This is a genomic window from Microbacterium alcoholitolerans, assembly GCF_050408615.1.
In the GTDB taxonomy this organism is placed as follows: domain Bacteria; phylum Actinomycetota; class Actinomycetes; order Actinomycetales; family Microbacteriaceae; genus Microbacterium.
Genome location: NZ_JBNTKD010000002.1, coordinates 98,878 through 119,998, shown reverse-complemented (window position 1 = coordinate 119,998; position 21,121 = coordinate 98,878). Strand labels below are relative to the sequence as shown.

At 68.0% G+C, this 21,121-nt stretch carries 20 protein-coding genes; 8 read left to right on the top strand and 12 right to left on the bottom strand.

Annotated elements, in window-relative coordinates:
* The first annotated feature begins 44 nt into the window (after nt 1-44).
* Nucleotides 45-1,595 carry an FAD-dependent oxidoreductase gene (locus ACQUSX_RS14825; protein WP_428907732.1) on the top strand — a complete coding sequence of 517 codons (1,551 nt, stop codon included), beginning with the start codon at nt 45-47 and terminating at the stop codon, nt 1,593-1,595.
* Here ACQUSX_RS14825 and ACQUSX_RS14820 read toward each other — a convergent pair.
* The 4 genes from ACQUSX_RS14820 to ACQUSX_RS14805 all read right to left on the bottom strand — a co-directional run bounded on the left by ACQUSX_RS14820 (nt 1,589) and on the right by ACQUSX_RS14805 (nt 5,631).
* Complete coding sequence (locus ACQUSX_RS14820) at nt 1,589-3,097, bottom strand: sensor histidine kinase (RefSeq protein ID WP_428907733.1); 1,509 nt, start codon at nt 3,095-3,097, stop codon at nt 1,589-1,591. The genes ACQUSX_RS14825 and ACQUSX_RS14820 overlap by 7 nt on opposite strands.
* A gap of 8 nt (nt 3,098-3,105) precedes the next feature.
* On the bottom strand, nt 3,106-3,834 hold the full coding sequence (locus ACQUSX_RS14815) for a response regulator transcription factor (RefSeq protein ID WP_428907734.1): 729 nt from the start codon (nt 3,832-3,834) through the stop codon (nt 3,106-3,108).
* Nucleotides 3,835-3,971: 137 nt separating this feature from the next.
* The gene (gene gndA, locus ACQUSX_RS14810; RefSeq protein WP_428907735.1) at nt 3,972-5,426 is read right to left on the bottom strand and encodes an NADP-dependent phosphogluconate dehydrogenase; all 1,455 of its coding nucleotides are present in this window, start codon (nt 5,424-5,426) and stop codon (nt 3,972-3,974) included.
* Between the two features lie 79 nt (nt 5,427-5,505).
* The gene (locus tag ACQUSX_RS14805; protein WP_428907736.1) at nt 5,506-5,631 is read right to left on the bottom strand and encodes a hypothetical protein; all 126 of its coding nucleotides are present in this window, start codon (nt 5,629-5,631) and stop codon (nt 5,506-5,508) included.
* A 223-nt stretch (nt 5,632-5,854) separates the two neighbouring features.
* On the opposite strand from ACQUSX_RS14805, the gene ACQUSX_RS14800 reads away from it, so the two are divergent.
* Both ACQUSX_RS14800 and pth read left to right on the top strand, forming a co-directional pair.
* Nucleotides 5,855-6,469 carry a 50S ribosomal protein L25/general stress protein Ctc gene (locus tag ACQUSX_RS14800; protein ID WP_428907737.1) on the top strand — a complete coding sequence of 205 codons (615 nt, stop codon included), beginning with the start codon at nt 5,855-5,857 and terminating at the stop codon, nt 6,467-6,469.
* Nucleotides 6,470-6,564: 95 nt separating this feature from the next.
* Nucleotides 6,565-7,146, top strand: a complete 582-nt coding sequence (pth, locus tag ACQUSX_RS14795) for an aminoacyl-tRNA hydrolase (RefSeq protein WP_428907738.1) — start codon at nt 6,565-6,567, stop codon at nt 7,144-7,146.
* 13 nt (nt 7,147-7,159) lie between these two features.
* Here the strand turns inward: pth and ACQUSX_RS14790 are convergent, their stop codons facing one another.
* Genes ACQUSX_RS14790 through sdhC form a run of 8 tightly spaced genes read right to left on the bottom strand, consistent with a single transcriptional unit; the run spans nt 7,160 to nt 14,398 of the window.
* Nucleotides 7,160-7,699 (bottom strand): hypothetical protein, encoded by a 540-nt coding sequence (locus ACQUSX_RS14790; protein WP_428907739.1) that lies wholly within the window; start codon nt 7,697-7,699, stop codon nt 7,160-7,162.
* A gap of 24 nt (nt 7,700-7,723) precedes the next feature.
* A complete protein-coding gene (trpS, locus tag ACQUSX_RS14785; protein WP_428907740.1) occupies nt 7,724-8,728 on the bottom strand; it encodes a tryptophan--tRNA ligase in 1,005 nt (334 codons plus the stop codon).
* A 55-nt stretch (nt 8,729-8,783) separates the two neighbouring features.
* Nucleotides 8,784-9,623, bottom strand: coding sequence for an exodeoxyribonuclease III (locus ACQUSX_RS14780; protein WP_428907741.1), 840 nt, complete (start codon nt 9,621-9,623; stop codon nt 8,784-8,786).
* A 9-nt stretch (nt 9,624-9,632) separates the two neighbouring features.
* Complete coding sequence (locus tag ACQUSX_RS14775; RefSeq protein WP_428907742.1) at nt 9,633-10,895, bottom strand: YihY/virulence factor BrkB family protein; 1,263 nt, start codon at nt 10,893-10,895, stop codon at nt 9,633-9,635.
* Between the two features lie 21 nt (nt 10,896-10,916).
* Nucleotides 10,917-11,687, bottom strand: coding sequence for a succinate dehydrogenase iron-sulfur subunit (locus ACQUSX_RS14770; RefSeq protein WP_428907743.1), 771 nt, complete (start codon nt 11,685-11,687; stop codon nt 10,917-10,919).
* Between the two features lies 1 nt (nt 11,688).
* The gene (sdhA, locus tag ACQUSX_RS14765; protein WP_428907744.1) at nt 11,689-13,494 is read right to left on the bottom strand and encodes a succinate dehydrogenase flavoprotein subunit; all 1,806 of its coding nucleotides are present in this window, start codon (nt 13,492-13,494) and stop codon (nt 11,689-11,691) included.
* 17 nt (nt 13,495-13,511) lie between these two features.
* Entirely contained in the window at nt 13,512-13,964 is a 453-nt protein-coding gene (locus ACQUSX_RS14760; RefSeq protein WP_428907745.1) for a succinate dehydrogenase hydrophobic membrane anchor subunit, read from the bottom strand.
* Nucleotides 13,964-14,398 (bottom strand): succinate dehydrogenase, cytochrome b556 subunit, encoded by a 435-nt coding sequence (gene sdhC, locus ACQUSX_RS14755; protein WP_428907746.1) that lies wholly within the window; start codon nt 14,396-14,398, stop codon nt 13,964-13,966. Before sdhC ends, ACQUSX_RS14760 begins: the two co-directional genes overlap by 1 nt.
* A 149-nt stretch (nt 14,399-14,547) precedes the next feature.
* Here sdhC and ACQUSX_RS14750 point away from each other — a divergent pair, with 149 nt between their 5' ends.
* The 5 genes from ACQUSX_RS14750 (at nt 14,548) to ACQUSX_RS14730 (ending at nt 21,112) form a co-directional block, all read left to right on the top strand.
* Nucleotides 14,548-15,660, top strand: coding sequence for a mannose-1-phosphate guanylyltransferase (locus tag ACQUSX_RS14750; RefSeq protein ID WP_428907747.1), 1,113 nt, complete (start codon nt 14,548-14,550; stop codon nt 15,658-15,660).
* Nucleotides 15,661-15,785: 125 nt separating this feature from the next.
* Complete coding sequence (locus ACQUSX_RS14745) at nt 15,786-16,883, top strand: BMP family lipoprotein (protein WP_428907748.1); 1,098 nt, start codon at nt 15,786-15,788, stop codon at nt 16,881-16,883.
* A gap of 67 nt (nt 16,884-16,950) precedes the next feature.
* Nucleotides 16,951-18,549, top strand: a complete 1,599-nt coding sequence (locus ACQUSX_RS14740; RefSeq protein WP_428907749.1) for an ABC transporter ATP-binding protein — start codon at nt 16,951-16,953, stop codon at nt 18,547-18,549.
* The gene (locus ACQUSX_RS14735) at nt 18,546-19,832 is read left to right on the top strand and encodes an ABC transporter permease (protein ID WP_428907750.1); all 1,287 of its coding nucleotides are present in this window, start codon (nt 18,546-18,548) and stop codon (nt 19,830-19,832) included. The genes ACQUSX_RS14740 and ACQUSX_RS14735 overlap by 4 nt, the downstream gene beginning before the upstream one ends.
* Nucleotides 19,829-21,112: an ABC transporter permease gene (locus ACQUSX_RS14730; RefSeq protein WP_428907751.1), complete on the top strand. Its 1,284-nt coding sequence runs from the start codon at nt 19,829-19,831 to the stop codon at nt 21,110-21,112. The genes ACQUSX_RS14735 and ACQUSX_RS14730 overlap by 4 nt, the downstream gene beginning before the upstream one ends.
* The last annotated feature ends 9 nt before the right edge of the window (nt 21,113-21,121 follow it).

Genomic DNA, 21,121 nt, shown 5'->3' with positions numbered 1-21,121 from the left:
GGCGTCTCACGCCCGACGCACCGAGAATACGGAAGAGTAGTAGCGTGATCACCACTTTCACGGCCCTGCGGCAGCGCGTGCTCGCCGTGCTCGGAGCCCTGTCGATGTACCGGCTCGTGTTCTTCGCCCTGGTCGCCCTGGCGGTGATCGCGGTCGTACTGTCCTTCACCGGGCTCATCGGCCCGACGGCCGCCGAGATCCTCGCATCCTTCGCCGTGCTGGGCGCTGTCGTCTCCGCCGTCGACGCACTCGCCCAGAGGCTGCTGCGTCTGCCGTGGCGCATCGAGTCCTCGCTGGTGACCGCCCTCATCCTCTTGTTCGTGATGGCCCCGTCACTCACCGTCCAGGGGCTGGCCGGCAACGCCGTCGCCGGTGCACTCGCCGCCGCGTCGAAGTACCTGATCGCGTGGCGAGGACGTCACATCCTGAACCCGGCCGCATTCGGCGCGGCCGTCGTCACGGTGCTCGGGCTCGGCTCGTTCTCGTCCTGGTGGGTCGGCACGCCCGCACTGACGCTGCCGGTGGCACTGCTCGGGCTGATCGTGCTGTGGCGCACCGAGAAGGTGCGGATCGTCCTGGTATTCCTGCTCGTCGCGGTCGGGGTCTCGGTGGTGCGCCAGGCGGTGCAGGCCGAGGCGGCCGGTCTCGCGTTCACCGTGTCGGATGCCGCAGCGCTCGCCATCACGCAGAGCCCGTACCTCTTCCTCGGTGCGTTCATGCTGTCCGAGCCTCTGACGATGCCGCCGCGCCGCTGGCAGCAGTTCAGCGTCGCCGCACTGGTGGGCGTGCTGGCCGGATGGCCGATCATCATCGGCGGCGCTTTCACTCTGGGTCAGGAGCGTGCGCTGCTGATCGGCAACCTGCTGGCGTTCGCCTTCGCGGTGCGCGGTTCGGCGCGACTGATCCTCACGAAGCGCGAGTTCGTGACACCCACCGCGCAGGAGCTCACCTTCCGCACGCGCGGGCGGCTGTCGTTCGTGGCCGGACAGTACCTCGAGCTGGAGGTGCCGCACCGCAATCCGGACGCCCGTGGCACGCGGCGCGAGTTCAGCATCGTCTCCGCTCCCGCCGACCTTCCGACGCTGCGCCTGGCATACAAGGACGGCGATCAGAAGCATCCGTCCAGCTACAAGCGCGCGCTCAAGGCCGCGGAGCCCGGCGCCGTTCTCGGTGTCACCGGGACCTGGGGTGACTTCGTGCTGCCGCGCGGCACCGCGCCGGTGCTGATGGTCGCCGCCGGCATCGGAGTGACGCCGTTCGTCTCGCAGCTGCGCCAGCTGCAGGCCACTGGCGTCGACCGTGACGTGGTGCTGATCTATGTGGCATCCGAGTCCGCCGAGCTGGCCTTCCGCGCCGAGCTCGAGGCGACGGGCGCGCGCACCGTCGTGTTCGTCCGCGACCGGCCCGCCGATCTGCCGGCGCACTGGAGCTGGGCGCAGGGCGTGCGGCTGGATGCCGAGGGCCTCGAGAGGGTCGTTCCCGACATCGCGCTGCGCCACGCGTTCATCTCGGGTCCGCCGCGGCTGATCGCAGATCTGGCACCTGCGCTGCAGAAGGCGCGCGGCCTCACCACGGACGCCTTCGCCGGCTATTGAGCGGGCTGCTGCGCCGTCTGACGGGGAGGATTGGCCGGGCCCGCGGGCAGGTGCACCGTGAACGTGGTGTCGCCGGGCTCGCTCGTGACCGAGATCCTGCCGCCGTGGCCCTCGACGATCGCCTTCGCGATGGCGAGACCGAGGCCGGTTCCGCCGGACTGTCGAGCGCGTGAGACATCGCCGCGGGCGAAACGGGCGAACAGCTCGTCGCGCATCTGGGGGTCGATACCCGGGCCGTCGTCGTGCACGCGCAGCTCGGCGCCCCCTTCGACGGGAGCCACGGTGAGCGTGATCGTCGTGCCGGCGGGCGTGTGCGTGCGCGCGTTGGCGAGCAGGTTGGCCAGCACCTGGTGGAGTCGGCCGGTGTCGCCGGGCACCGTCACCGGCTCTCCGGGGGCCTCCAGCTCCCAGACATGATCGGCGCCGGTCGGCTGCGCGTCGGCGAGAGCCTCGACGGCGAGCTGGGAGAGATCGACGGTGCCGTGTACGAGCTCGGTGCCCTCATCCAGCCGCGCGAGCAGCAGCAGATCCTCGACGAGCCTGGTCATCCGCAGCGACTGCGCCTGGATGCGCTCCAGCGCGGAGGTGGTGTGCTGCAGCGCCTCGTCGCCGTGCCCCTGACCGAGTGCCCGCAGCGACAGCTCGGAGTAGCCGCGGATGGATGCCAGGGGGGTGCGCAGCTCATGACTGGCATCCGCCACGAAGCGGCGCATCTGGTCCTCGTTGCGCTGCCGGGCGGCGAGCGACGAGTCGACATGGTCGAGCAGCGTGTTCAACGCGACCCCGACCCGGCCGACCTCGGTGCGCGGGTCGGCCTCGTAGTCGGGCACGCGCTCGGTGATCGTCACCTCGCCGCGGTCGAGGGGCTGGCTCGCCACGCGGGTCGCGGTGGCCGCGACCGCGCGCAGCGGGCGAAGGCTCATGCTGATCGTCAGCGCCGTGGTGAGTGCCAGCAGGATGAGGCCGCCGAGCGTCGCCAGCGCGATCGTGGTGAACAGCGATGTCATCGTGTGCTGCACCTCGGCGCGCGAGAGGCCGGTGATCACGACGACGCCGTTGCGCGTCTGGTCGACGGTGACGCGGTACGAGCCGAAGTCGGGCACCGTCACGGTCGCGTTGCGAGAGTTCTGCAGCGCCGACGTCAGGATCAGCATGTCCTGCGCGGTCAGCGGCGTGGACTGATCCGGCGTGACGATCGAACCCGATGGCGCGGTGCCCGGCGGCACCACCATCACAAGAAGACTGTTGCCCTGGACGTGCTGGCCTTCCATGACGTAGTCGACGGTGAGCGTCTGCCCGTGCATAGCCGCAGTCTGGGCTCGTTCGGTCACGAGCGGAACCGTCTGGGAGGCCGCGCCGTCGACCTGCTCCTGCAGACGGACCTCGAGGGTGTTGCCGAGCGTCGCACTGGTGATGATCGCGACGATCACCAGGATGAGGGAGACGAACCCGATCACCGCGGCCATCAGCCGGGCCTGCAGGCTCAGCGGAGGCGCGAGCATGACTGTGCCTACTGCGGTGCCTTGATCATGTAGCCGACACCGCGCACGGTGTGCAGCAGGGGAGTGCGGCCGGCGTCGATCTTCTTGCGCAGGTAAGAGATGTACAGCTCGACGACCGAGGACTTGCCGCCGAAGTCGTAGCTCCACACCCGGTCGAGGATCTGCGCTTTCGACAGCACGCGGCGCTCGTTGCGCATCAGGAAGCGCAGCAGCTCGAACTCCGTCGCGGTCAATTCGATCTCGTCGTCGCCGCGGAGCACCTCGTGGCTGTCCTCGTTGAGCGAGAGGTCCGCGACCCGCAGGATCGCCTGCTCGTGCTCGGTGCGGCTCTGGCCTGAGCGGCGGATCACGGCGCGAAGGCGCGCGATCACCTCTTCGAGGCTGAACGGCTTGGTCACGTAGTCGTCGCCGCCGGCGGTGAGCCCGGCGATGCGGTCGGCGACCGCATCCTTCGCCGTAAGGAACACGACGGGGACGAGATTGCCCGATTCGCGAAGACGGCGCAGCACGCTCATCCCGTCGAGGTCGGGCATCATCACGTCCAGCACCAGGGCGTCCGGTTCGAACTCGCGCGCGACCGTCAGCGCCTCCAGGCCGGATGCCGCGGTGCGCACCTCCCAGCCCTCCATGCGGAGGGCCATCGCGAGCAGATCGGTGAGCATCGGCTCATCGTCCACCGCGAGGATGCGCAGAGGTTCGCCGTCAGCGCGGCGCAGTTCCGGATGCTCGGTGCTCATGCATCCATTCTGACGAACTTGCTATGCGAAATCTATGGAAGCCGCTGGAGGCTCACTGAGAACTCGTTATGCGTTCACTTCGACTCGCTGCGCTCGCTCAGTACGAGCAGCAGGCTCAGGGATCCGTTGGTTCTAGGTCAGTGGGTGTCTTCGGCTTCGATTTCGGTGCGGTCGCCGGACCAGAGGGTGTGGAAGGTGCCTGGTTTGTCGACCCGGCGGTAGGTGTGGGCGCCGAAGAAGTCGCGTTGGCCTTGGACGAGGGCGGCGGGGAGGCGGTCGGCGCGGATGCCGTCGTAGTAGGACAGGGAGGAGGAGAAGGCGGGGGCGGGGATGCCGGATTGTGCGGCGGCGATGACCACGCGCCGCCAGGCGGCCTGTCCGCGAGTGAGGGCCTCGGCGAAGTACGGGGCGGCCAGCAGCACGGGCAGGTCGGGGGTGGTGGTGTAGGCGTCGGCGATGCGGTTGAGGAACTGGGCGCGGATGATGCACCCGCCGCGCCAGATCTTGCTGACGGCGGCGAGGTCGATGTCCCAGTCGTACTCGACAGCGCCGGCGCGGATCTCGTCGAAGCCCTGGCTGTAGGCGACGATCTTCGACGCGTACAGGGCCAGGCGGACGTCCTCGATGAACGCGTCGACCTCCTCGGCCGGGACGGTGAACGCGTCCTGCGGGCCGGGCAGGTGTGCGGCGGCGGTGCGCTGTTCGGGGTGGGAGGACAGTGAGCGGGCGAAGGTGGCTTCCGCGATCCCGGAGACCGGCACCCCGAGTGCCAGGGCGGTCTGCACGGTCCATGCTCCGGTGCCCTTCGCGCCGGCCTGGTCCACGATCACATCCACCAAAGGCTGTCCGGTTTCCGCATCGACCTGGCGGAGGACCTCGGCGGTGATCTCGATCAGGTACGACTCCAGCTCGCCTGTGTTCCAGTCGGCGAAGATGTCCGCGATCTGTGCGGGGGTTTTGCCGGTGCCGCGACGGATCAGGTCGTACGCCTCGGCGATCAGCTGCATGTCGGCGTACTCGATGCCGTTGTGCACCATCTTCACGAAGTGCCCGGCACCGTCCGCGCCGATGTGCGTCACACACGCCTCGCCCTCCGCGACCGCCGCGATCGACGTCAGGATCGGACCCAGCGTCACCCACGACTCCGCCGATCCGCCCGGCATGATCGAGGGCCCGAGCAGGGCGCCCTCCTCACCGCCGGAGATCCCCGCGCCGACGAAGTTGATGCCCGTCTCGCGCACCGCCTTCTCCCGACGGATCGTGTCCGGGAAGTACGCGTTGCCGCCGTCGACGATGATGTCACCCGGCTCGAAAACCCGCACCAGCTCATCGATGACCGCATCCGTGGGGCCACCGGCCTTGACCATGATGATCGCCGTGCGCGGCTTCTGCAGCGACGCGGCGAACTCCTCATACGAGAACGCCGGCACGAACCCCGCCTCGGGGTGCGCCGCCACCAGCTCATCCGTCTTCGTCCGCGACCGGTTCAGCACGGCCACCGTATTGCCCTCACGAGAGGCGAGGTTGCGAGCGAGATTCGAACCCATCACGGCCAGGCCGACGACTCCGATGTTGGCAGATGCTACGGACACAGAAGAACTCCTCGAGGGCAGCGTGCGGGACGTGTTCAGCGTACCGTCACGCGCCGAGCGCTCCGCTCATGTGACGCATTCAGTCCTTGCGGTAACCCGAGCGGCCCATCGCGTACAGGGCGCCGATGGTGCTGACGATGGCGCCGAGCGTCATTGCGCCGATCAGCCAGAGGATCGCGTGGGAGAGGAAGGCGGCATCAAGCATGGCAACAGCATATCGACGTTTCGGGTACGATGGAGGAGTTCCTCGGCGAGGGATGCTTCGCGCGTGCGCAGGCATCCGTGATCGACGCGGTGACGTGAGCCCGGTGTCATGTGGACTTCAACGGTCAGATGATCGCGGCTTCGCCTCCTCGCGTCCGCAGCCGAGGCGCGAGCCCCCACGACCACCGCGCGGCCCATCCCGCGCGTCTGAAGGAGAACCACTCATGTCCGACGACAACAAGGTCCACGCCGACCTCCGCACCAACTTCGGCAAGGGCTTCGCCCGCCGTCTGCGCGCAGAGGGCAAGATCCCCGCAGTGGTCTACGGCCACGGCACCGAGCCGGTGCACGTCGCACTGCCCGGCCACCAGGTCTCGCTGATCATCCGCCGCGCCAACGCGCTGCTTGAGCTCGACATCGAGGGCAAGTCGCAGCTCACGCTGGTGAAGGACGTCCAGAAGGACCCCGTGCGCCAGATCATCGAGCACATCGACCTGCTCGTCGTGAAGAAGGGCGAGAAGGTCACCGTCGAGGTCCCGATCGTCGTCACCGGTGAGTCCTTCTCGGGCACCATCGTGACCGTCGACCTCGCGACGATCAAGCTCGAGGTCGAGGCCACGCACATCCCGCAGCACGTCGAGGTCAGCGTCGAGGGTCTCGAAGAGGGCGCTCACATCACCGCCGGCGACGTGACGCTCCCCAAGGGCGCCACGCTGCTCGACGAGCCGGACGTCCTGCTCGTCGCGGTCTCGATCCCGGCCGCTGAGGTCGCCGAGGAGAACGAAGAGGCCGCAGCCGAGCCCGCACCGGTTGAGGCAGCGGAGGCCGCCGCGGAGTGATCCGCCGATGATGTCGGCGAAGGGGACGCGAGCTGATCGCGTCCCCTTCGTCATATCCGGCCCGCGCCTGCGGGCGTCCCTGAGAGGATCAGAGCATGGCATCGACCTGGCTCATCGTCGGCCTCGGCAACCCGGGGCCCCGATATGCGCCCACCCGGCACAACATCGGGCAGATGGTGCTGGACGAGCTCGCCGACCGGCGCGGTGAGCGCTTTCGCGAGCACAAGGCCGGCGCCAGGGTCGTCGAGACGTGGCTGCGTCCCGGTGGCGAGAAGCTCGTGCTCGCGAAGCCGAACTCGTTCATGAACGTCTCCGGCGCTCCGGTGGCCGCGCTGGCGCGCTTCTACTCCGTGCCGGCCGAGAACGTCGTCGTCGTCCACGACGAGCTGGACATCCCGTTCGACAGCATCCGGATGAAAGCGGGCGGCGGGCACGGCGGCCACAACGGCGTCCGCGACATCGCGCGCGCCCTCGGCACCGCCGACTTCCTGCGCGTGCGGGCCGGCATCGGGCGTCCTCCGGGGCGTCAGGATCCGGCCGACTGGGTGCTCGCGCCGTTCGGATCGGTCGAGCAGAAGTCCTTGCCCATGTTCCTCTCCGACGCGGCCGACGCGGTCGAGCAGCTCGTGGACGAGGGACTGGTCGCGGCGCAGCAGAAGCACCACTCGCGCGGCTGACGCGCGACTTCGGCTACAGGGAAGCGGCTCCGACAGCCGCGCCGATGCCCAGCATCAGCGTGATCGCGATCACGAACAGCACGGGCCCCAGCGCTGCGAGCACGATCGCCGTGATTCCCGCACCGCGCCCCTGTCGCTTGGCGACGGACATGATGCCGAGCACGAGGGCGAGCACGCCGAGCACCGTTCCGGTCCAGAACGTGATCTCGGCCCAGAGCACCTGCATGCGGGCGGGCGAGAGCATGGCCAGGTCGTCGTTGAACGACGAGGTGACGTCGATCTCGGTCGTGGGCAGCAGGGCGCCGATCTGGTACGCGAAGACGCCTCCGACCACGGGCACGACGATCGCCGCGACGAGCGCGAGGATCAGCGAGATCGCGCCGAGCGCGCGTGATCGGGGCAGATCCGCCTGCGGCGTCTGATAGGCCGGCACCTGATAGCCGACCGGTACCTGATACCCGCCGGCCGGAGCCTGGTAGCCGCCCACGGGCACACCGTAGCTCCCGTTCGGAGCGGCGGGCGGCGGTGGGGGAGGTGGTGTCTGATCAGTCATCTCGCGTTCCCTTCACCGCTCGCGTCAGACGCGACGCAGCAGTCCCACCTTGTCGTAGACGTCCGCGAGCGTGGCATCCGCCACGGCATCCGCCTTCGCCGCGTTGCCGGCGAGGATGCGATCGAGCTCGGCAGGATCGGCCAGCAGCTCGTTGGCGCGCTCGCGCACGGGGCCGAACTCGTGCACCACGACCTCCGCGAGACCCTTCTTGAAATCGCCGTAGCCCCGCCCGGCGTACTCGTCCTCGATGGAGCCGACCTGCCTGCCGGTGAGGGCCGCGTAGATGGTCAGCAGGTTCGATACCCCTGGCTTGCTCTCGCGATCGAAGCGCACCGAGCCCTCGGTGTCGGTCACCGCGCGCATGATCTTCTTCGCGGACTTCGCCGGGTCATCCAGCAGCCACAGCACTCCCGCGTCGCTCTCAGCCGACTTCGACATCTTCGACGTCGGGTTCTGCAGGTCGTAGATGCGTGCGGTCTCTTTCTGGATGACCGGCATCGGCACGGTGAACGTCTTCCCGAAACGGCTGTTGAAGCGCTCGGCGAGGTCGCGGGTGAGCTCGACGTGCTGCTTCTGGTCGTCACCGACCGGCACGAGCTCGCTCTGATACAGCAGGATGTCCGCAGCCATCAGCACCGGATAGGTGAACAGCCCGACAGAGGTGGAGTCCTGACCGTATCGCTGCGATTTGTCCTTGAACTGCGTCATGCGGCCGGCCTCGCCGAAGCCGGTGATCGTGCTGAGGATCCAGGCGAGCTCGGCGTGCGCGCGCACGTGCGACTGCACGTACAGTGTCGACTTCGACGGCTCGATGCCCGCCGCGATGTACTGCGCCGCCGTGCGACGGGTCTTCTCGCGCAGTTCGGCGGGCTGCTGGGGCACGGTGATCGCATGCAGGTCGACGACCGAGAAGAAGGCGTCGTACGAGCCCTGCATCTCACGCCACTGCAGGAGCGCCCCGATGTAGTTGCCGGCCTGAAGCGAGTCGGCGGAGGGCTGCATTCCTGAGTAGAGGCGTGGTTTCGTCACGGAGTCAATCCTATGGTCAGTGCGTGCGCTCGACTGGTCAGGTGCGGCCGACTCGTCAGTACGTGTAGTCGACGATGACGGGAGCGTGATCACTCCAGCGCTCGGCGTAGGTGGCCGCTCGCGCGATCGTGTAGCCGGTGGCGCGTGCCGCCAGCGGAGGGGTCGCGAGGTGGTAGTCGATGCGCCATCCGCTGTCGTTGTCGAAGGCCTTGCCGCGCATCGACCACCACGTGTACGGGCCATCGATCTCGCCGTGGTGCACCCGACCCACGTCGACCCAGCCCATCCCGGGACCGGTCGTGCCGTCCACACCCGTGACGTGCTCGCCGGCGGCGCCGAGGAACCTGTCGAAGTAGGCGCGCTCGCGCGGCAGGAAGCCCGCCTTGGTGCGGTTGCCGCGCCAGTTCTTGATGTCGAGTTCGCGGTGACCGACGTTGAGGTCTCCGGTCACGAGCGCCAGGGCGCCGTCGGCGCCGAGCTCACCCATGCGGATCGTCATCGCGTCGAGGAAGCGCCATTTCTCGTCCTGTTTGGGCGTATCCGCCTCGCCGGAGTGCACGTACGCGCTGACCACGGTCAGCGGTTCGCCACCGAGAGAGAAATCGGCTTCGATCCAGCGCCCCGCCGAGTCGAAGTCATCGTCGCCGAACACCGTGCGCGACGCCACCGCGGGCTCCCGGCTGACGATCGCCACTCCCGAGCGTCCTTTTGCGGTCGCCTTGTCGTGCACGATGGACCAGCCGGGGAACGCCGCGGCGAGGTGCTCATCGTCTCCGCGCACCTCCTGCACTGTCAGGATGTCGACATCGGCGGCGTCCAGCCAGGCGTGCATGCCGTTGCGGACGGCCGCCCTGATCCCGTTGACATTGACTGAAGCGATACGCAGATGGGGCATTCCTCCAGCCTAACGACCGGCACGGACACCGCCGCGCCTGCCCTTGACCGGCGCCGGGGGCTTGGCATCCTCGACCTGCTTCAGCTCGTCCCGCGCATCGCGCACGGCGCGGTCCGCGGCCCAGCGCCGGTACCACGGCGACGTCACCTGCTCGTCGATGGCGGTCCGCAGCCGCACCCGTGCCGCCAGCAGCAGCGCCTCGTGCTCGGCCGCCAGCCGCTCGGCCTCGGTCTGCGGAATCAGCTGCACGTCGTGATCGGATGCTGCCACGGCGATCCAGGACGCCGCCACGAGCAGGACGATGCCGATCAGCCGATACCACAGCAGCAGAACGATGAACACGGTGAACGTCACCAGCAGCGGGTTCGAGGGGGAGTAGCTGAGGAACAGACCGAACGCGAGCTGCAGCACGGTCGTCGCACCGGCTCCGAGGAACGCGCCGGGGAGTATGCGGCGCCACGTCAGGCTGGTGCCTGTCAGAAAGCGGAACAATCCGGCCAGCAGCGCCGTGTTCACGGCATACAGGATGACGACGGTCACCGCTCGGACGGTGAATCCGAACAGCGCCGAGGACTCGCTCATGCCGATGAGCTCGAACACCAGACTGAGCGCCCAGGTACCGACGGTGCCGAGCGCGGTGCCGAGCACGAGACCTGCGCCGAAGACGATGGCGGCCAGCAGATCCAGGGACTTGAGCATCACGTAGTTGCGCCGGTCCGGCGCGATGCCGAACACGCCCCGCACCGCGCGCCGGGCGAACGAGATCGCGCCGATGGCGGTCCAGATCAAGGCTCCGAGCGCGATGACACCCGTGATCGTCAGCGCGCTGCTGGTGTTGCTGGTGATCTGCAGCACCTGCTCGCGGGTGGCGATCCCGGTCTCGCCGATGAGGCCTGGGATGTAGTCGTTGATGACATTGATCAGAGCCTGCACGGCGGCTTCATCGTTGCCCAGCCAGACGCCGGCAACCGCGAACACCACGTACACGGCGGCGAATGTCGCGAACAGCGTCTGATAGCTGACGCCCGCCGCCAGCAGGAACCCCTCGTGCTGCAGGAAGTTGCGCCACACCCGGACGGGGAACAGCGCGAGGGTCCTTCGGGTCAGCTTCGTGGCGCGCTCGATGGGCACATCGAAGCGCCCCCGCAGGCTCTCCTGCGTCGCCTCCCACCGTGCCCGAAGATGCTGCTCCTCGCGAGCGGCCCGGGCGGCCAGACCGCGCTTCTCACGCGCGCTGGCTCCCGGCGTCCGCTGCTGCTCGGAATCGGTCACGACCCCAGAGTAGCGAGTGGGTCAGCTTCGTCCGCGGAGGACAGCCTGCTTGACCTCGGCGATGGCCTTGGTGACCTCGATGCCGCGCGGGCACGCCTCGGTGCAGTTGAAGGTCGTGCGGCAGCGCCACACGCCCTCCTTGTCGTTCAGGATGTCCAGGCGGACGTCGCCCGCGTCGTCGCGCGAGTCGAAGATGAAGCGGTGCGCGTTGACGATCGCGGCCGGACCGAAGTACTGGCCGTCGGTCCAGAAGATCGGGCACGACGAGGTGCACGCGGCGCACAGGATGCACTTGGTGGTGTCGTCGAAGATCGCGCGATCGGTGATCGACTGCACGCGCTCCTTGCCCTTCTCGGGTGTGGAGTTCGCGATGAGGAAGGGCTGCACCTCGCGGTAGGAGGCGAAGAACGGCTCCATGTCGACGATGAGGTCCTTCTCCAGCGGCAGGCCCTTGATCGCCTCGACGTAGATCGGCTTCGAGATGTCGAGGTCCTTGATCAGCGTCTTGCAGGCGAGGCGGTTGCGGCCGTTGATGCGCATGGCGTCCGACCCGCAGATGCCGTGCGCGCAGGAGCGGCGGAAGCTCAGCGAGCCGTCGACCTCCCACTTGATCTTGTGCAGCGCGTCGAGCACGCGGTCGGTGGCGTAGAGCTCCACGTCGTAGTCGACCCAGCGCGGCTCCGCGTCGACCTCGGGGTCGAAGCGGCGGATGTTGAAGGTGACCAGGAAGGACTGCACGGCCGCTTCTTCTGCGACGTTCTGAGTTGATGCCTCGGCGACGGCGTTCGACATGTCAGTACTTCCTCTCCATCGGCTGGTAATTGGTGATGACCACCGGTTTCCAGTCGAGCTTGATGTGGTCGGCCGGCGTCGATGAGTGCGGGTCGCCCGTCAGGTAGGCCATGGTGTGCTTCATGTAGTTCTCGTCGTCGCGCTTGGGGAAGTCGTCGCGCATGTGACCGCCACGGCTCTCCTTGCGGTTCTGCGCCGCGTAGACGACGACCTCGGCGATGTCGAGCAGGAAGCCCAGCTCGACCGCTTCGAGGAGGTCGGTGTTGAAGCGCTTGCCCTTGTCGTCCACGTGGACGTTCCGGTAGCGCTCGCGCAGCTCCTTGATGACGCCGAGCACGTGCTCGAGCGACTCGTGGGTGCGGAACACCTGCGCGCCCTTGTCCATCTCGTCCTGCAGCTTCTTGCGCAGCACCGCGATGCGCTCGGTGCCCTTGTTCTCGCGCAGGCCCTCGATCATGTCCTTGACGAATGTGGCCGGGTTCTCGGGCAGCGGCACGAAGTCCGCGGTCTTGGAGTACTCCACGGCGTTGCGTCCTGCGCGCTTGCCGAACACGTTGATGTCGAGCAGTGAGTTGGTGCCGAGACGGTTGGAGCCGTGCACCGACACACAGGCGCACTCGCCGGCGGCGTAGAGTCCGGGCACCACCGTGGTGTTGTCGGCCAGCACCTCGGCGTCGTTGTTCGTGGGGATGCCGCCCATCGCGTAGTGCGCGGTCGGCATCACCGGGACGGGCTCGACGACGGGATCGACGCCCAGGTAGGTGCGGGCGAACTCGGTGATGTCCGGCAGCTTGGTCTCGAGGACCTCGGCGCCCAGATGCGTGCAGTCCAGGTAGACGTAGTCCTTGTGCGGGCCGGCGCCGCGGCCTTCCGCGACCTCCTGCACCATGCTGCGTGCCACGATGTCGCGGGGCGCGAGGTCCTTGATGGTGGGGGCGTAGCGCTCCATGAACCGCTCGCCGGAGGCGTTGCGGAGTATCGCGCCTTCGCCTCGGGCTCCCTCCGTGAGCAGGATGCCGAGACCGGCCAGACCCGTCGGGTGGAACTGGAAGAACTCAAGGTCCTCGAGCGGCAGGCCCTTGCGCCAGACGATGCCGACGCCGTCGCCGGTGAGGGTGTGGGCGTTCGAGGTGGTCTTGAAGATCTTGCCGAAGCCGCCGGTCGCGAAGATCACGGCCTTGGAGTGGAACACGTGCAGCTCGCCGGTGGCGAGGTCGTATGCCACGACGCCCGCGATCTGCGTGGCGCCGGCGGCGTCCTTCACCGTGATCAGGTCGAGCACGTAGAACTCGTTGAAGAAGTTGATGCCGAGCTTGACGCAGTTCTGGAACAGCGTCTGCAGGATCATGTGACCGGTGCGGTCGGCGGCGTAGCAGGCGCGGCGCACGGGGGACTTGCCGTGCTCGGCGGTGTGTCCGCCGAAGCGGCGCTGGTCGATCTTGCCGTCCGGGGTGCGGTTGAACGGCAGGCCCATGTTCTCAAGGTCGATGACGGCGTCGATCGCCTCCTTGGCGAGGATCTCGGCGGCGTCCTGGTCGACGAGGTAGTCACCGCCCTTGACCGTGTCGTAGGTGTGCCATTCCCAGTTGTCGTCCTCGACGTTCGCCAGGGCCGCGGCCATGCCGCCCTGCGCCGCACCGGTGTGCGAGCGCGTCGGGTACAGCTTCGAGATCACCGCGGTCTTCGCACCGGGCCCGGCCTCGATCGCGGCGCGCATGCCCGCGCCGCCGGCGCCGACGATGACGACGTCGAACTGGTGGTAGTGCACGCCGTCGCGGACGACGGAATCATGGGTCTGGGTAGTCACTTGTCGTTGCTCTCTTGTCAGTTCGGGAAGACGCCCTGGGCGGCGCAGACCTCTTCGAGCGTGCTGCCCTCGGTGAGACCGAGGCAGGGGTCGAAGGTGAAGACGACCAGGGTGCCGAGGATGATGAGCAGGGCCGCCGCCAGGCCGACCGCCCACACGAGTGTCTTGCGGGCCTTCTCATGGGTGACGTAGTCGTTCACGATGGTGCGCATGCCGTTGGCGCCGTGGATCAGCGCGAGCCAGAGCATCAGCACGTCCCACCACTGCCAGAACGGGTTGGCGAACTTGCCCGCCACGAAGCCGAAGTCCAGTGCGTGGATGCCGTCGCCGAGCATCAGGTTCACGAACAGGTGGCCGAAGATCAGCACCACGAGGATGACGCCGGAGCCGCGCATGAACAGCCAGCCCCACTTCTCGAGGTTGACACCGCGACGGCGGCGAGCGACAGGAGCTGCAGTCTGGGTGGACATCAGTGACCCCCTCCGAATCCGGCGAACGCGAGTGCGAGGTGGCGCGGCACGAAGCCCGCCATGATCACGGCCCACACCCCGATCACGATCCAGAAGAGCTGACGCTGGAACCGCGCGCCCTTGGACCAGAAGTCGACCAGGATGATGCGCAGGCCGTTCATCGCGTGGAAGGCGATGCCTGCGACCAGCACCACTTCGCCGAACGCCATGACCGGGTTCTTGTAGGTGCCGATGACCGCGTCGTACGCCTCCGGCGAGACGCGGATGAGCGCCGTGTCGAGCACATGCACCAGAAGGAAGAAGAAGATCGCGACGCCGGTGATGCGGTGCAGCACCCACGACCACATCCCTTCGCGGCCCCGATACAGTGTGCCGCGCGGAGACTTCGACGTGGTCTCCGAAATCGACGGTGTCAAGCGCGTGCTCGTGGACACGTCGTCCTCCCTGATCGATGAGATGTCGGGGGCGTGCCACAGGGCATGCCCGGCCTCCTCCATCCTATTCCTGTCAGAACGCTGGGTGCGACGAAGGCGACCCTTAGCGCGTCGCGGTCTCGACTGCGGCGGCCGGATAGGTTGGACGCATGGGCAGAATCGATGACTTCTACGCGGTGATCCCCGCGGGCGGAATCGGCAGCCGGCTGTGGCCGCTGTCACGCGCCGACGCGCCGAAGTTCCTCCACGACCTCACCGGGTCGGGGCACTCGCTGCTGCGCGACACGTGGGATCGCCTGGTGCCGCTGGCCGGCGAGGAGCGCATCGCCGTGGTCACCGGTCGCGCGCATCGCGCCGCCGTGGAGGGCCAGCTTCCGGGCATTCCCGATGAGAACGTCTTCCTCGAATCCGAGCCGCGGGAGTCCGCCGCGGCCATCGGGCTGGCGGCGGCGATCCTGCACCGCCGGGACCCGAACGTGATCATCGGATCTTTCAGCGCCGATCACGTGATCCGCGGAACCCAGGTCTTCGAGTGGGCCGTGCAGCAGGCCGTCCAGGTCGCTCGCGAAGGGTTCATCGTCACGATCGGCATCCCGCCGACTGAGCCGTCCGTCGGGTTCGGGTACATCAAGCGGGCCGAGGAGATCGTCGTCGACGGCGCACCGGAGGCGACGCTGGTGGAGCGCTTCGTCGAGAAGCCGGATCTCGATACCGCCAAGGTGTACGCGGCGGATCGGGACTACCTGTGGAACGCGGGCATGTTCATCGCCAAGGCGGGAGTCCTGCTGGACGAGCTCGCGGCGAACGAGCCGGAGCTGCACGCAGGGCTCCTCGAGCTCGCCGAGGCGTGGGACGACCGCGACCGCAGAGGGCCCGCGGTCGACCGCATCTGGCCGGGGCTGAAGAAGGTCGCCATCGACTACGCCGTCGCCGAGCCCGCCGCCGAGCGCGGACGTCTCGCGGTGATCCCCGGGCACTTCGACTGGGATGACGTCGGCGATTTCGCATCCCTCACCAAGCTCATCACCCACGGCCGCAAGAACGACCTCGCGGTGCTCGGGCCGAAGGCGCGAGTGCTGTCGGACGCCGCCAGCGGCATCCTGGTGAGTCAGACCTCCCGCGTGATCAGCCTGGTCGGCGTGCGCGACATCGTCGTCGTCGACACGGACGACGCCCTGCTGGTGACGACCGTCGAGCACGCCCAGCGGGTGAAGGGCGTCGTAGAATCCCTCAAGCTCACCGGCCGAGGGGACGTGCTGTAGCGCGTCGTGCATTGCAGGTTTGTAACCTTTCGCCAGCACGTCCGGGCTGATGGTGCGCAGAGCGCGTAACAGTAGGTAATCTCGATCGACCCGCGATGTCCGCGGGACCGTTCAGGGAGGCATGAGTGTCCATCTCCATCACCAAGAAGCTGCTCGGCGCGACCCTCGCCGCCGGCGTCGTCCTCAGCCTGGCCGCGTGTGGTCAGGCGCCCACCGACAAGCCCGCGGGCGGCGGAGGAGAGGAAGCACTCGACTTCCTGCCCTGCATCGTCTCCGACATGGGCGGCTTCGACGACAAGTCGTTCAACCAGCTCTCGTTCGAAGGCGCGAAGAAGGCCGCTGACGAGCTCGGTGTCGAGCTCAAGGACGTGCAGTCCAACGCCGAGACCGAGTACGGCCCCAACATGACCAACCTCGTCAGCGAGGGCTGCAACGCCATCGTGGCCGTCGGCTTCGCGCTGTCGGCAGCGACCGTCGAGGCGGCCGGCGCCAACGAGGACATCGACTTCATCCTCGTCGACGACGCCGCCGACAACGACTTCGACGGCACGAAGGACGCCGAGAACATCAAGCCCCTGCTGTACGACACCGCACAGGCCGCGTTCCTCGCGGGCTACCTGTCGGCCGGCTACTCGAAGACCGGCAAGGTCGGCACCTACGGCGGCATGGAGTTCCCGACCGTGACGATCTTCATGGACGGCTTCCTGCAGGGCGTGAACCACTACAACGAGGTCAAGGGCACCGACGTCCAGGTCATCGGCTGGGACGGCAAGACCGGCTCGTTCACCGGTGGCTTCGAGGCCAACCCGGACGCCAAGCAGGTCGCAGTCAACATCCTGAACCAGGGCGTCGACGTCATCCTCCCGGTCGGCGGTCCGATCTACCAGTCGGCTCAGCAGGCCATCAAGGAGTCCGGCAAGGACATCGCCCTGATCGGCGCCGACGCCGACCTGTTCGTCACCGATCCGAGCACCGCTGACGTCGTGCTGACCTCGGTGCTGAAGGCCATGGACCTCTCGACCTACCAGGCCGTGCTCTCCAGCGGCAAGGGCGAGTTCGACGCCGAGGCATACATCGGAACGCTCGAGAACGAGGGCGTCGGCATCGCCGACCTGCACAACTTCGCCGACAAGGTCGATGCCGAGCTGCAGGATGAGGTCACTCAGCTGCGCCAGGACATCATCGACGGCACGGTCGAGGTCACCTCGTACCTCAACAACTGATGCATTGGGATCGGGGAGGTCGGCTCGCGCCGGCCTCCCCGATTCTGCCTGTGAATAGGATCAGAATATGAAGCTTGAACTGCGCGGCATCACGAAGAGGTTCGGCGCGCTGACAGCGAACGACCACATCGACCTGACGGTCGAGGCAGGGGAGATCCACTGCCTGCTCGGCGAGAACGGCGCCGGGAAGTCGACGCTGATGAATGTGCTCTACGGTCTGTACCAGGCCGATGAGGGGGAGATCCTCCTCGATGATGTCGAGCAGCACTTCGCCGGTCCCGGCGATGCGATGGCTGCCGGCATCGGCATGGTGCACCAGCACTTCATGCTCATCCCCGTCTTCACGGTCGCCGAGAACGTCATGCTCGGTCACGAGCAGACCGGCTTCGGCGGTCGGCTCGACATCGCGGCAGCTCGCGCGCAGGTGCGTGAGATCTCCGACCGGTTCGGCTTCCACGTCGACCCGGATGCCCTCGTAGAGGACCTCCCGGTCGGGGTTCAGCAGCGGGTGGAGATCATCAAGGCACTCTCCCGCGAGGCGAAGGTGCTCGTCTTCGACGAGCCGACCGCGGTGCTCACCCCTCAGGAGACCGACGAGCTGATGGCGACGATGCGTCGGCTCAAGGAGCAGGGCACCTCGATCGTGTTCATCACGCACAAGCTGCGGGAGGTGCGCGAAGTCGCCGATCGCATCACCGTCATCCGCCTCGGCAAGGTGGTCGGCGAGGCCCAGCCGACGGCATCCAACTCCGAGCTCGCCAACCTGATGGTCGGCCGCGCTGTCGAGCTCACGGTCGCCAAGGACGCCCCCGAGCTGCGCGAGAACGGCCTGGTCGTCTCGGACCTCACCGTGGCTGACGAGTTCGGCACAGTGACCGTCGACGGCGCGTCCTTCGAGGTGCGCGGTGGCGAAGTGCTGGCCATCGCCGGAGTGCAGGGCAACGGGCAGACCGAGCTCACCGAGGCGATCATCGGCCTGCAGGGCGATGTGCGAGGCAGCATCCGCCTCGACGGGCAGGAGCTCGTCGGACGCACCGTGCGGCGCATTCTCGACGCCGGCGTCGGCTTCGTGCCGGAGGACCGCAGCGTCGACGGCCTGGTCAAGGAGTTCTCGATCTCCGAGAATCTGATGCTCGATCGCTCGTACGGCGCGCCGTTCGTCGTCATGGGCGCCGTGCAGCGCGGGCTGCTGGAGCGCTTCGCGCACGACAAGATCGAGGAGTTCGACATCCGCACGCAGGGGCCGACGCAGTCGGCCGGCCGCCTGTCCGGCGGCAACCAGCAGAAGGTGGTGCTGGCTCGTGAGCTCAGCCGGGACCTGTCGCTGCTCGTCGCTGCGCAGCCGACGCGCGGCGTCGACGTCGGCTCGATCGAGTTCATCCACAAGCGCATCATCGAGACGAGGGATGCCGGTGTCCCCGTGATCCTGGTCTCCACCGAGTTGGACGAGGTATCCGCACTCGCCGATCGCATCCTTGTGATGTACCGCGGCCGGATCGTCGGGATCGTGCCCGGCGACACCTCGCGCGAGACGCTCGGCCTGATGATGGCCGGCATGAGCGAGTCCGCGGCCTCCGCCGAGAGCACAGCCGACCGGACCTCTTCCGCCGACCAGAACGGAGAGATCGCATTGGATGCACTGAGCGACCGGAGGGAGACGAAGTGAGCACCACGCAGACGCCGGGCCCACTCGCCGAACCCGAGACCAAGATCGCACCGTCGCGCTGGCAGGTGACCCTGCAGGCGATCGTGCACGGCAACGGCATCATCTCGCTGCTGGCAGTGCTCATCGCCGTCGTCGTCGGCTCGATCATGATCGCCGCGACCGACGAGGATGTCCAGGCCGCCGCCGGATACTTCTTCGCGCAGCCGATGGACACGTTCGTCGCCATCTGGGAATCGGTCTCGGGAGCCTATGCGGCACTGTTCCGCGGCGCGATCTACAACTACAACGCCGACACCTTCGCCGCCGGCATCCGCCCGCTCACCGAGACCCTGAAGTTCGCGACCCCGCTGATCGCGGCCGGTCTCGGCGTCGGCCTGGCCTTCCGCGCCGGCCTGTTCAACATCGGTGGCCAGGGCCAGATGCTGATGGCCGCGGCGGCCGCCGGCTACGTGGCCACCGCGATGGACCTGCCGATCGTGCTGCACCTGGTCGCCGCCGTCGTCGCCGGCATGATCGCCGCAGCGCTGTGGGGCGGGATCGCCGGCTACCTCAAGGCGCGCACCGGCGCGCACGAGGTGATCACGACGATCATGCTCAACCACATCGCGTTCTATCTGCTCGCGTGGATGCTCGCCACCCAGGGCCTGCTGCAGGCGCCCGGCTCGAGCAACCCGAAGACGGCACCCATGCCCGAGTCCGCGCAGCTGCCGCTCATCCTCGGCCCCGGGTACAAGCTGCACGCCGGCTTCCTGCTCGCGCTGATCGCGGTCGCGTTCACGTGGTGGCTGCTGGAGCGCTCGGCGCTCGGCTTCCGCTTCCGCGCGGTCGGCGAGAACCCCGCGGCCGCACGCGTGGCGGGCATCGACGTGGGCCGGATGTACTTCGTCGTCATGCTCATCGCCGGTGCCCTCGTCGGCATCGCCGGTGTCAGCCAGGTGCTCGGCACCGAGGTCAGCGGCTTCAGCGGCGGCATCGACGCCGGCATCGGCTTCGATGCGATCACCGTCGCCCTGCTCGGGCGCTCTTCGCCTCTGGGCATCCTCGGCGCCGGCCTGCTGTTCGGCGCTTTCAAGACCGGTGGCTTCACGATGCAGTCCTCGCAGGGGATCCCGGTCGAGATCATCCTCGTCGTGCAGTCGCTGATCGTGCTGTTCATCGCCGCGCCGCCGCTGGTGCGGGCCATGTTCGGTCTGCCGCAGCCCGGACGGCCCTCCCGGCGCAGCAGACGCGCCTCCGCGAAGCGCCGCACCGAGCCCGTCGAAGAGAAGGAGGTGTCGGCATGACCGTCACGGCCCCCCTGACCGACGCCCCGATCGAGGAGCCCCGTCGCGTCGCCGTCGTCTCGTGGAAGACCCCGGTGATCTTCGGCCTGTTCACGGTGCTGTTCGCCCTGCTGCCGCTGCTGGCGCCGCGCGACGGCGTGACGACGTTCCGCCTCGCCGAGGAGCGGGCCGCGATCCCTGTGCCCGACGTGGTGCTGCCGGCCACGGCGACCGCGTGGGTCGCCGTGCTGCTGCTCGCAGTGTGCACTGTCCTCGCTGCGCTCGCGGTTATGCGTCACCGCAAGATCTCGCTGTGGCTGATCGTGGCGTACGTCGCGGTGCTGCTGATCGGGTTCCTCGCCTGGGCGGCGGCGGGTCAGACCCTGCCGATGATCGGCCTTCTGGCCGGTGCGCTCGCACTGGCGACCCCGCTGATCTACGGCGCACTCGGCGGTGTGATCGGCGAGCGCGCCGGTGTCGTCAACATCGCCATCGAGGCGCAGCTGCTGGCCGGCGCCTTCACGGCGGCGGTCGCGGCATCGCTCGCGGGCACGCCGTGGGCGGGTCTGATCGCCGCGATGGTCGCGGGCATGCTCGTGGCGCTGGTGCTCGGCGTCTTCACGATCACGTACTACGTCAACCAGATCATCGTCGGCGTGGTGCTGAACGTCCTGGTGGTCGGTCTCACCACGTTCCTGTTCCGTCAGGTGCTCGCCCCCAACACCGAGGCGCTGAACAGCCCGGACACCTTCACGGTGCTGCCCATCCCGGTGCTCGGCGAGATCCCCGTGATCGGGCCGATCCTGTTCCAGCAGTCCTTCATCGTCTACCTGATGTACGCGGTCGTCGCGATCGTCGCCTACTCGCTGTACCGCACCCGCTGGGGGCTGCGTCTTCGCGCAGTCGGCGAGCACCCGCAGGCGGCGGACACCGTCGGGATCAAGGTGGCGGCGACCCGCTACCGGGCGATCATCCTCGCCGGAGCCGTCGCGGGCATGGGCGGAGCGTTCTACACGCTGGTCTCGGTGCCGCGCTTCAACCAGGAGATGACGGCTGGCGCCGGCTTCATCGCCCTCGCGGCGGTGATCTTCGGAAAGTGGGATCCGATCCGCGCGACCCTGGCCGCGCTGCTGTTCGGCTTCGCCACGAACCTGCAGGGTGTGCTCAGCGTCATCGGATCGCCGGTGCCCAGCCAGTTCATGCTCATGCTGCCGTACGTCGTGACCATCTTCGCCGTGGCGGGTCTGGTCGGACGCTCGCGGCCGCCGGCCGCCGACGGCGAGCCGTACATCAAGTCATAGGAGAGACAC